The following is an 11,175-nucleotide window of genomic DNA, read 5'->3' on the forward strand; positions in this document are numbered from 1 at the left end:
CCCCCGCGTGAACGGATCCAATCGATGACCGACGTACTGTCCCGCCGAGATCTAGATTTCCTACTCTACGAATGGCTCGATGTGGAGTCGTTGACGGCCAGGAAGCGATTCTCGGAGCACTCCAAGGACACGTTCGACGCGGTGCTCGACCTGTGTGCCGACATAGCGCGCAAACACTTCGAGCCGCACAACAAACTCTCCGATGCCGTCGAGCCGAAAATGCGACCCGACGGCACCGTCGAGATGATCGACGAGGTGAAGGCCGCCCTCGACATCTATGCATCTGCAGGTCTGATCGCCGGTCAGTTCGACGAGTCCCTCGGCGGAATGCAGCTTCCGGCGACTGTGGCGCGGGCCGCGATGGCGTGGTTCCAGGCAGCGAACGCGTCGACGTCGGCCTACCCGTTCCTGACGATGGCCAATGCCAACCTGATTGCCACCTACGGCACTTCCACTCAGATCGACGACTATGTTCGCCCGATGCTCGAGGGCAGGTTCTTCGGCACGATGTGCCTTTCCGAGCCGCAGGCAGGCTCGTCGCTCGCCGACATCACCACGCGCGCGGTGAAGCGGGATGACGGTAGCTATCGGATCTCGGGGACCAAGATGTGGATCTCGGCGGGGGACCACGAGTTGACCGAGAACATCGTCCACCTCGTACTCGCGAAGGCAGCAGGCGGAGGTGCCGGAGTCAAGGGAATCTCGTTGTTCATCGTTCCCAAGGTGCTTCCCGACGGGACGCGGAACGACGTCACGCTCGTAGGCCTCAATCACAAGATGGGCAACCGCGGAACCACGAACACGCTCCTCGAATTCGGTGACGGAACGCATTCGGTGGCAGGTGAACCCGGGGCGATCGGGTACCTCGTCGGTGAGGAACACCGTGGGTTGTCCTACATGTTCCACATGATGAACGAGGCCCGGATAGGCGTCGGATTCCTGGCGATCTCGCTCGGCTATGTCGGGTACATGAAGTCGCTGGAATACGCGAAAGTTCGGACGCAGGGCCGACCCCTCGGCATGAAGGATCCGTCGTCACCGCCGGTGGCGCTGATCGAACATGCCGACGTCAGACGGATGCTTCTGGCACAGAAGTCGTACGTCGAAGGTGCTCTGGCTCTCGGCCTCTACTGCTCTCGACTGGTGGACGAGCAGGACACCACAGAGGACGATCGACTGAGGGCCGAGACGACTCTGCTCCTGGACCTGCTGACGCCGATCGCCAAGAGTTGGCCGTCGCAGTGGTGTCTCGAAGCCAACAATCTGGCCATCCAGGTGCACGGCGGTTACGGCTACACCCGGGACTACGACGTCGAGCAGTACTACCGGGACAACAGGCTCAACCCGATCCACGAAGGCACACACGGCATTCAAGGCCTCGACCTGCTCGGTCGCAAAGTCACGATGCAGGGCGGCGCAGCGCTGGGGTTGTTGGGCACTCGAATCGCGGACACCGTACAGCGAGCGCGCGAACTGGACGCAGACACAGCAGGATTCAGCGTCCAGTTGGAGACTTCGTGGAAGAATGTTCTGGCCGTCACGGCAACGTTGTGGTCCACCGGAGAACCGGATGTGGCGCTCGCGAACTCCTCGGTGTACCTGGAAGCGATGGGCCACATCGTGATCGCCTGGATGTGGCTCGAGCAACTTACCGCCGTCTACGGAAAGAGCGGCAACTTCTACGACGGTAAGCGCCAGGCGGCCCGATACTTTTTCGTGTACGAATTGCCCAAAGTCGCACCGCAACTCGATCTACTGTCCAGCTTGGATCGAACCACACTCGATATGGACCCGGCGTGGTTCTGAGCAGGTCAGCGAGCCAGCAATGTAAACGAGTGTTCGCGGATCAGAATCGACGGGCCTGAGCTTTCGTAAGCCTGGTCGGGGTCGCTGGACATCACTTGCCGCCAGTCTTCCGACGGCAGTGTGAATTCCACGGCGCCGCCCGACGAGTTGACCAACCAGCCGAAGGTGGAGTCGTCATCGGCCGAGGCGAGCTCCACCAGCAGAGAGAGGGCAGCGTCGTCGGTCCAGTCGTCGTCGGCGAGCTTTTCGCCGTCGGCTCGATAGAAGTCGACGTACGTCTCGGCGTCGGAGTCGCTGTCGTGCCGGAACCACATCGGCCGTAGCGCTGGGTGCTCGGTCCGCAGTGCGATGAGGTCCGCGGTGAACTGCTGGAGTGAACGGTCGGCCGCGGCCCAGTCGTACCAGGAAATCTCGTTGTCCTGGCAGTACGCGTTGTTGTTGCCGTGCTGCGATCGACCGATCTCGTCCCCGCCGAGGATCATCGGAACACCGGCCGACAACAGTAGTGTGGCAAGGTGATTGCGCTGCTGGCGTGCCCGAAGCGCGAGCACACCGTCGTCCTCGGTCGGTCCTTCTGCCCCGCAACCCCACGAGCGGTTGTCGGACTCGCCGTCCTCGTTGTCCTCGCCGTTCGCGTCGTTGTGCTTGTCGTCGTAGCTGTTCAGGTCGGCCAGGGTGAATCCATCGTGCGCGGTAACGAAATTGACGCTGGCCAGTGGCGGGCGCCGCGTGCTTTCGTACACGTCGGGACTGCCGGTGATCCGTTGAGCGAAGGCGCCGAGCGAACCGGCTTCGCCGCGCCAGAAGTCTCGGACGTCGTCGCGGAACTTGCCGTTCCACTCCGACCACCGGGCAGGGAACCCACCGACCTGGTAGCCGTGGGTGTCCCACGGTTCGGCGATGAGCTTGACCGAGGCCAACGTGGGATCCTGATGAACGAGGTCGAGGAAGGCGCTGTGCTTGTCCAGGTCGGAGTCCTGGCGAGTCAGTGTGCTTGCCAGGTCGAACCGGAATCCGTCCACGTGCATTTCGGTGACCCAGTACCGCAGTGAATCCATGATCAGCGCCAGTGCCGCTGGGTGCCCGACGTTGAGGCTGTTACCCGTGCCCGTGGTGTCGAAGTACGAACCTCTGTCCTCTTCGACCAATCGGTAGTACGAACGGTTGTCGATTCCCTTGAAAGACAGCGTCGGGCCCAAATGGTTGCCCTCAGCCGTGTGGTTGTAGACGACGTCCAGAATGACTTCGATGTTCGCTGCGTGCAGTGCTTTGACCATGGACTTGAATTCGTCGACCTGACCGCCGGTGTCACCTGTGCTGCTGTACTCGTTGTGCGGGGCCAAAAAGCCGATGGAGTTGTAGCCCCAATAGTTTCGTCGACCTTCTTCGAGCAGGTGTGAATCCTGGACGAACTGGTGAACAGGAAGCAGTTCGACTGCAGTGACACCGAGATCGACGAGCGTCTGCACCGACGCTGGATGTGCGAGACCGGCGTAAGTCCCGCGGATGTTCTCGTCGACGTCAGGATGCTGCGCGGTAAAACCCTTGACGTGCACTTCGTATACGACGCTCTGGTCCAGGGGAGTTCGCGGCGGTGCGTCCGTACCCCAGTCGAACTTGGAAGCGGCAACGACCGACAGCATCATGAACGACGCCGAATCGGCGTCGTTCATCGTCTCCGGCTCCTCGTGATAGTGCGAGAACACCGATTCGTTCCAGTCCACGGAGCCTGCGATCGCGCGTGCGTACGGATCGAGCAAGAGCTTGTTCGCGTTGTGACGCAGCCCCTCTGCCGGATCCCACGGACCATCCACTCGCAGCCCGTACTTGCTACCGTTCGACAGACCATCGACGAAACCATGGAAGACGTGCCCGGTTCGGTGACTCAACACGGTCGCGGCCACCTCGTCACCGTTGTCGTCGACGACCACGACAGTGATGGAGTCAGCGGTCTCCGAATAGACGGCGACGTCGGCCTTGCCGTCGGACAGTAGGGAAACCCCAAGGGGGTAAGGGGTGCTCGCATGGATCATTGCTGCTCAGTACCCCACGGGGAGGTAGGTAAACACGTTTGGATGTGCCCCTCCGACGGGTACGGCTTCAGTATGGCTGATTACAGAGTTCTGAACCCGACCGGCGACGTCGTCGCAACCAAAGACATCGAGAGCGCCGAAGACGCGTATGCATGGTTCATCGACGAGAAAGCGGACAACAGCGAGTTGGGGTGGAGATTGGAGGTCGACCACGACGGCGAGTGGGCCTTCGTGGACGACACCGAGGGTAACTCGGCAAGTAAGTAGTTCGGCTACCGCTGGTTTCGGAGCAACGGAACCAGCGGTACTCCGTTGTCGATCTGCTCTTCGCCGGACTGCACGAACCCGTGGCGCGTGTACATCTCGACGAGATAGCTCGGCGAATCGATTCGGCATGGCGCTTCGCCGACATCCGCCAGGGCGGCCTGAAGCAACCTCGTCGTGTGGCCGTAGCCGCGATCGGTGCGGCGCGTGCACAGATGGCCCAGCCGATACTGACGCATGCCGTCTTCTGTCTCTTCCAACAGCCGTACCGTTCCGATAATTGCACCCTCGCGTTCGACCCAGAAGTGCCTCGTACGCGGAAGCAGATCGTATCCGTCGAGCTCCGGATAGAACCAGGCTTGCTCCACGACGAATACTTCCACCCTGAGCTTCAGTAGTGCGTAGAGACGATCCGTGTCCAGATCTGGTGCCCATGCCCTGGTGAGCGTAGGTGGCCGGTTCGCAACGGAACTGGTGTGAGATGTTGGCATCGTCGAACTTTCCTCGTTGTTCTTTCGTCTGTGTAGTCGGTCGTGTACCCCGCAGGGTGAGACTTACCCGTCAACCGATGCGACGTATCTCTCCCGAGTCATTTCGCTCGATCAACCCACGACGTTCGAATTCGTCGAGCCAGCCCGTCATGGGCCACCTGTTCCAACGTCGGTGGAACAAAGCCGAATTCCGGATGATGTCGTCGAGGCGCTCGACGGGAGGTGACGACACGGGGTGGTACTGGTGGTACGCATGTGCGCCGCCGACCCATAGTAGTCCGACGTCCGCGGCCTGGGCGGTGGCGGCGAAGTCGGTGTCCTCACCGCCGTACCCCGCGTAGTCCTCCTCGAATCCGCCGGTCACCTGCCAGGTGCTCGGTGTCGATGCGAAGGACAGGGACCAGAACAGGTCGTAGTCGGTGCCGACGAGTACCGTGTTCGGCGGCGGGTTCGGACGCGCCGGGTGCGGATCGGTGGCAGCAAGCAGAGCGTCAGCCGACCACCCGGACGGACTCGGCGGCAGATATGTGACGGGCCCGCACAGAAGGCTCCGGCCGCCGCCGCCTTCGCAGTCCACGTCCGCCGCCGCCGCGTAGCGCGCGAGCATATCGACGCCGGGGATGCAGTCGACGTCGAGGAAGACGATGAGATCGGCGCAGTGCCCCATCGCAGTACGTGCGCCGAGATTCCGGGCGGACGCGAGCGGCAGCCGAGGGCCCGAGGTGTCCATCCGAATGACCGTGGCGTCGCTGCCCGCGCCACGGACGACATCGGTGATGTCTTCGTCTCCCATCGACACCACGATGTGCTCCGACGGAGGTATCGACGAGCGTCGGAGTCCGTGCAGTTGGGCGGTCAGATGCTCGTGCCGGCCCGAGACCACGGTGACCACTGCGATCTTCACCGGGCGGACCTATCGTCGACGACAGTGCTGAGTATTCCCGCTGCTCGCACGGCGGCGCCCGGTTGACGCAGGTTGTCCCACGCGGCGGGATCGAGAGCCCGTGCGCGCGTCAGTATGCTCGTCCACGTGCCGGGATCCGGCCATCCGTCGACCAACACGGCAGCGCCTGCCGTCTCGAGTGCCGTCGCAGTCGCGCTCTGTTCGCCGTGCGGGCGTTCCTGCGGGATCACAATCGTCGGCACCCGGGCGCACGCGCAGTCGGCTATCGCATTCTGCCCGGCATGCGTGACGACGACGGTTGCCGAACACAATGTCGGCCACACGTCGTCTACCCACGATTGATCGTCGATACCCGCTGGCACCCACAGGTATTCCGGATTTGCGGAGGCAGCATCGGTGACATCGGACGTGCTCAATGCTGTTCCACCCGCTCCGCCGAGGACGACAACGGTGGGATCGGTCGACGTCGACTCTCGTGGGCGTCCGTCGAATCGGCTGATCGCGCCGACGTAGCTCGTCTTGGCGGCGTAGGGGTGCAGCCACTCCGGGTCGTAGAAGGACTGCGACCACGGCGCAATGATCTTGGTCGCGGCCCGATAGGCAAGCTCGTGGGGCTCGTCGGTGCGGTCGCCCGGCATCGCCATGACCACGACGTCGACCCCGAGTAGCCGGACGAACAGTGCGACCTCGATCGACACGTCCACGACGAACAGGGTCGGCCTCTCTCGCGCAACCCATTCGGCGATGACGGCCATCCGGTCCGTGAGTCCGCGCACCCCCGTCGGTGCCCAGTGTGCGATGCCCCCTGCCGTCGGATCGAGAGAATCGACGGCGGTGTCATCCGTATCGAGCGGAAGCGCAATCCACTCGATGTCGCTGTGTGCGGGGCGTTGTCGCGAGGACAACACGGTGAGCGGTTCAGCGAGGCAGTGAGCAATCGATGTCGCCCGTGTCACGTGTCCGGACCCGTGATGGTGAGCGTAGTACCCGATCATGCGACATCACCGATCGACACGGAGTCGCGCTCTGTCATTTGCTCGCTCCGGTCATGCCGAATCTACGTGCGCCGGCGCGCGCGTAGATGTGCTCGTGCGCCTGTGCTATGTCCTCGCGCTCACGTTCCCTTGCTTCGCGGGTAGCGGCGGCGGTGTCGAACCGCGCGGCGTGCGCCTCACGCAGCGACGTGGACAAGCTCACCGCATCGAATCGGTCGATACCGAAACCGAATGTGTGGCAGGGGCGTTGCTCGGAGAAGTAGCCGCAGTCGGGTACGACTGCGGTGGTCCCCAGATCATGGCACGCCTCCAGCCAGCCGGAATGGGTTCCGAATCGGTACGGGAGCACGGACACATCGATCTCGGTCAAGTATTGCCACAGTTCTGCGTCGGTGAATCGGGGGTGAACGCGCACGACGACGCCGGGTACGGACCGGTAGTGCTCCAACACGCTCTCGATACGGATGCTGTCCGGCCCGTCTGACGCGAGGACGTCCTGGTCGATGTCGATGCGGACGGTAGCGTCCGGCAGGTCCGCGATCGTGTTCACGACGGTGTCGAGCACCGCCAGAGGATCGAGATTGGCTCGAAGGCTCTTCATGTGTACGCCTACGACGAAGGTCGGTGAGCCATCTCGTGGTCGGCCGATCAGATGTAGCGGCGCAACATGCGGATGTGGCAGAACCGTCGCACGACGGTCCCACCTCACGGCGATTTCGTGTGCGGCACCTGGGGTGAGTGTGATGAGTTCGTCGGCTGCGGCGACCAGCACGTCGAGGTGAGCGGTGTGCACGGTGTTGTCGACGAAGTGCGGATTGTGCAGGTCGTGCACAGTGAAGACTAGCGGCTTGTTCGCGCTGTCCAGCACTCGCACGACGTCCTCCAGACGTTCGACGCTCATGGCGTCGAATCCGAAGTGCAGGTGCAGCAGATCGAACCGGTCGATGTGCTCGCTCAACCACTCGGGATCGAGCCATCGCGGTGGCCACCACCGCTCGGTGCCGTCTGCGCCGGGCGGTACCGGATCCGGCATGCGCACGACACCACGGCTCCCTCCGACGGGATCGAGGTGCGCAACATAGGCATGGGAGGTGGGCACCGAGGCGACAGTCATCGAGTCGGGATTGAACAAACGAGGTTCCTTTGCGGCAGATCGGTTATACGGGGTGTGGCGGACCCGGCCCGGCTGCTCGAGAGGGAGTGTCTTTGGAGACAACCGAATACTACAGCGGACGTCGACCAGTCGCGGATGGCGAGATCGACGGTCGAACACGGCACTATGGCGAGTTCTACGGAATCGATGAGCCCGCCGACGACCGTCCGGTGCTTCTGGTCTGGGGAAACTGCCAGGCCGAGGCGCTGCGAATTGTGCTGTCCAGCGCACCTGACCTGCCGTATAGGACTCTTCGTGTACCTCCGGTCCACGAGCTGACCAGAGCGGACATGCGCTTCGTCGAGCATGCAGTCGACTCGGCGGCGGTGTTCGTCTCGCAACCCGTTCGATCGGGGTATCGCGGGTTGCCGATAGGGACCGCCGACATGCTCGGACGGCCCCGGTCGCCCCAGAAGCACATCGTGTGGCCGGTGATCCGTTACGGCGGTCTCTATCCCTTTCAGGTCATCGTGCGGCACCCGTCGGATCCGTCCGCGGTGCCTCCCGGTGTGCCCTATCACGATCTCCGGACTGTGATCGGTGTCGTCGAGGCCCGAACCGACTTCGACCAATGGGATGTGGACGTAGCGCCGGAGCGGGTGCTCGCGGCTGCCGAGTGGAGCGTGGAACAACTAGGTATGCGCGAACGCCGCGACTGTGATGTCGGGATCTCGGATGTGCTTCTCGGACTCGGCGACAAGGCCGCGCACACGATCAACCACCCGGGCAACGAGGTACTGCGCGAACTCGGTAGCCGCATTCTCGGTGCACTGGGGTCCGCCGATCCGGTTCGCCCGCCGCGGGAACTGCTCGGCAACATTCGGGCGCCGCTGGAGGCTCAGGTCATCGATGCGTTGAAGCTCGACGCGCGAGTACGTCAGACGTGGTGCGTGGACGGCGAATCGGTAAGCCAGAAATCCGTCCACGCCGTTCAGACTCGGTGGTATCGAGATCATCCCGAATTCGTCGGTGCAGCGCTGACGCGATACGGAGACTTGATCGACATACTGGGTCTGTCGTCGTGATCTCGGATATCGGCCATCTCGTCATCGGGCCGGTCACTCATGGTGTCGTCCGATGCGCAATCTCGGTTCGCAACGCGCTGAAGGACATAGGCGAGAAGCATCCGATGGCCCGGTTGGACAATCCAGATGCTGACATTCCGACTGACGTGCAGCAATGCGGGTTGGTCCATATTCACGTGACCGACAGGTTGTTCGGACGGAACCCTGCTGCGGCCGCGCACGCGTTGCGCGCGACGGTACGACGCCTGGACCGTCCCGTCTCCGTTACGCTGCACGACATCCCGCAGCCATCCGACGGACCTGCCATGCGCGCTCGGATCGAGTTCTACCGGGAAGCAGCGGCGTGCGCTGTCGGGGTAGTCGTGTCGAGCGGCCACGAAGCGACACTGTTGGCCGAACACGTCGACGCTAACCTGAAACCGGAGATCGTGCCGCTCATGATCGAGCGGCACCCCGTCGCTCGCCCCGCGCCGACTGCCGAGCGCACTGTCGGCGTCCTCGGGTTTCTCTATCCGGGCAAAGGGCACATCGAAACGCTCGATGCACTGCGCGATCTGCCGCCCACTGTGGGGTTCGTTGCGCTCGGGACGCCGTCACCCGGTCACGAGGACCTCGTGGACGAACTTCACGCCGCTGCGGCAGGTTCGGGAAGGGCCTGCGAGGTGACGGGGTTTCTCGACGATGCGGAACTACGAGCCAGGGCGGCACGGGTGACCGTGCCCGTCGCGTATCACCGCCACATGTCCGCCTCGGGATCTGTCAACTCGTGGATCGCGGTCGGGCGTAGGCCCCTCGTCCCTCGGACGCCGTATACGCAGGAGCTCGACGCGAGATCTCCCGGCATGGTCCAACTGCACGACAACGACGATCGAGCACTGCGAACCGCGATCGCCCATGCCGTCGCGAACCCGTCGAGTACATGGCTCGATACTTCGACCGTCCCGTCGCCGTCACCGGCCGATGTCGCGCTGGCCTACTCGGAACTGCTTCGAAGATGGTCTCGATGAGCCCGCGTCCGGTGCAATTGGCCGACGGGCGGTCGCTCGTGCCGGACAATCGCTGGGACCTTGTGGGCGATCCTGTCGGGACTCCGTCCGTAAGCGTGGTCATCCCGTATTATCAGCAACCCCATCAGCTTTCGCTTGTGCTGGAAGCACTGACTGCGCAGACATACCCGTCCATGAAGATGGATGTGGTCGTCGCCGACGATGGTTCGGCTGAACCCCCGCCGGTGGACCGGTGGACGTCACGGCTCGACATCTCGGTGGTCCGGCAGGACGACGAAGGGTTTCGAGCTGCGGCTGCGCGGAATCTCGGTGCCGACGCGTCGAGGGGCTCGATCCTGTGCTTCCTGGACGCGGACACGGTGCCCGGCCCTGACTACGTGCGCCAGGCCGTACGTCTGCCCGCAGCGATTCCCGATGCGGTCGTCGTCGGCCGTCGAAAGCATGCGAATCTGGCTGCGGTAGAGCATGGTTCGTTGGCATCATGGATGGATGATGCATCGGTGCGGGCCGACTCGATCGACGGTGAACCGCAGTGGCTGGTCGACGGCTACGAGCGTACGGAGAACCTGTTGCGACCAGGGTGGGACGGGTACAAGTACATTCTGAGCGCCGTCCTGACGTGCAGTCGTGAATTGTTCTATGCGGTAGGAGGTTTCGATCGCTCCTTCGTCCGCTATGGGGGTGAGGACTGGGAGTTCGCCAATCGGGCATTCATGATGGGAGCGGTCTTCGTCCATGAACCGGCAGCGCTCGCTTGGCACGACGGTCCCGACTGGGCTGAGCGAGACGTCGCGGACCGGACCAGCCAGAAGAACGCCGAAGCGCTTGCACTGGCACCGCTGATCACCGATCCCTCCGCTCGCACATCGGGATTGCACTATCGCATCCCCGACACCGTGGTCCTGATGTCGACACTGGGCCAGACCCCGGCTTCGTTGTCGGTGACGGTGGCGTCCGTGCTTCATGGATCCGACTGCGCGGTGTGGCTCGTCGGCGACGACGCTCCGGCCCTTCGCGCCGCGTCGGGGATCTGGGATTGTCGGGTGCGCACAGGGTTTCCCGATAGGGAGATACTCGCGCGGTGCCGGTTCGTTGTCGAGGTGTCAGGTCGTGTGCTGTTCTCGGACGAGTCGCTGGCACTTCTGGCGGCAGAGTTGGGTCCGGGTCGGGCAGGAGAGCTCGCCGTGGATTTCGATCGATCGGACACTGCCTCGTTGGTGATGTCGGCATCGAGGGCTGTGCACCGGTCGAGGCGATGGTTCGCGAGGACGGGGATGACCGAGCGAGACCTACGGCGCGCGCTGTTCGGTGTCCGACGGGTGAGCTGTTCCGAGGCTGCACTGACGGTCGCGACGTCGGAACCCTGGCTGTCCTGGTAATTCCCACCAGCTGTTCGAAGCGGTAGTCCGGTGCGATGGGCGCTCGGCTCTTGTGTGCGGTCATAGTTCGGGTGGGCTGAAGTAGTTGTTGCCGTGTGGGTCGGTGGTGCGGATGACG

Annotated in this window: 10 protein-coding genes; 5 read left to right on the forward strand and 5 right to left on the reverse strand. The window is 63.3% G+C overall.

From position 1 onward, the window contains the following. Positions 1-24 precede the first annotated feature (24 nt). Complete coding sequence (locus tag ACODSO_RS14655; RefSeq protein ID WP_489037478.1) at positions 25-1,806, forward strand: acyl-CoA dehydrogenase; 1,782 nt, start codon at positions 25-27, stop codon at positions 1,804-1,806. Positions 1,807-1,811: 5 nt separating this feature from the next. Here the strand turns inward: ACODSO_RS14655 and glgX are convergent, their stop codons facing one another. After that, positions 1,812-3,839: a glycogen debranching protein GlgX gene (gene glgX / locus ACODSO_RS14660; protein ID WP_489037479.1), complete on the reverse strand. Its 2,028-nt coding sequence runs from the start codon at positions 3,837-3,839 to the stop codon at positions 1,812-1,814. Positions 3,840-3,911: 72 nt separating this feature from the next. Here glgX and ACODSO_RS14665 point away from each other — a divergent pair, with 72 nt between their 5' ends. Next, complete coding sequence (locus ACODSO_RS14665) at positions 3,912-4,106, forward strand: hypothetical protein (RefSeq protein ID WP_068370625.1); 195 nt, start codon at positions 3,912-3,914, stop codon at positions 4,104-4,106. A 5-nt stretch (positions 4,107-4,111) separates the two neighbouring features. Here ACODSO_RS14665 and ACODSO_RS14670 read toward each other — a convergent pair whose 3' ends face one another. From ACODSO_RS14670 to ACODSO_RS14685, 4 genes are all read right to left on the reverse strand, one after another. Continuing rightward, a complete protein-coding gene (locus ACODSO_RS14670) occupies positions 4,112-4,594 on the reverse strand; it encodes a GNAT family N-acetyltransferase (RefSeq protein ID WP_489037480.1) in 483 nt (160 codons plus the stop codon). A gap of 70 nt (positions 4,595-4,664) precedes the next feature. Then, the gene (locus tag ACODSO_RS14675; protein ID WP_489037481.1) at positions 4,665-5,498 is read right to left on the reverse strand and encodes a glycosyltransferase family 2 protein; all 834 of its coding nucleotides are present in this window, start codon (positions 5,496-5,498) and stop codon (positions 4,665-4,667) included. Continuing rightward, the gene (locus ACODSO_RS14680; RefSeq protein ID WP_489037482.1) at positions 5,495-6,493 is read right to left on the reverse strand and encodes a glycosyltransferase; all 999 of its coding nucleotides are present in this window, start codon (positions 6,491-6,493) and stop codon (positions 5,495-5,497) included. The genes ACODSO_RS14675 and ACODSO_RS14680 overlap by 4 nt, the downstream gene beginning before the upstream one ends. 34 nt (positions 6,494-6,527) lie before the next feature. Beyond that, positions 6,528-7,607, reverse strand: a complete 1,080-nt coding sequence (locus tag ACODSO_RS14685; protein ID WP_489037490.1) for a glycosyltransferase family protein — start codon at positions 7,605-7,607, stop codon at positions 6,528-6,530. Positions 7,608-7,699: 92 nt separating this feature from the next. On the opposite strand from ACODSO_RS14685, the gene ACODSO_RS14690 reads away from it, so the two are divergent. From ACODSO_RS14690 to ACODSO_RS14700, 3 genes are read left to right on the forward strand one after another with little or no spacing between them, the layout of a single operon-like run. After that, positions 7,700-8,671, forward strand: a complete 972-nt coding sequence (locus ACODSO_RS14690) for a WcbI family polysaccharide biosynthesis putative acetyltransferase (RefSeq protein WP_489037483.1) — start codon at positions 7,700-7,702, stop codon at positions 8,669-8,671. After that, positions 8,668-9,678: a glycosyltransferase family protein gene (locus ACODSO_RS14695; RefSeq protein ID WP_489037484.1), complete on the forward strand. Its 1,011-nt coding sequence runs from the start codon at positions 8,668-8,670 to the stop codon at positions 9,676-9,678. The genes ACODSO_RS14690 and ACODSO_RS14695 overlap by 4 nt, the downstream gene beginning before the upstream one ends. Further along, entirely contained in the window at positions 9,675-11,057 is a 1,383-nt protein-coding gene (locus ACODSO_RS14700) for a glycosyltransferase (protein ID WP_489037485.1), read from the forward strand. The genes ACODSO_RS14695 and ACODSO_RS14700 overlap by 4 nt, the downstream gene beginning before the upstream one ends. Positions 11,058-11,175 lie beyond the last annotated feature (118 nt).

Source organism: Rhodococcus sp. FG69, assembly GCF_057808915.1.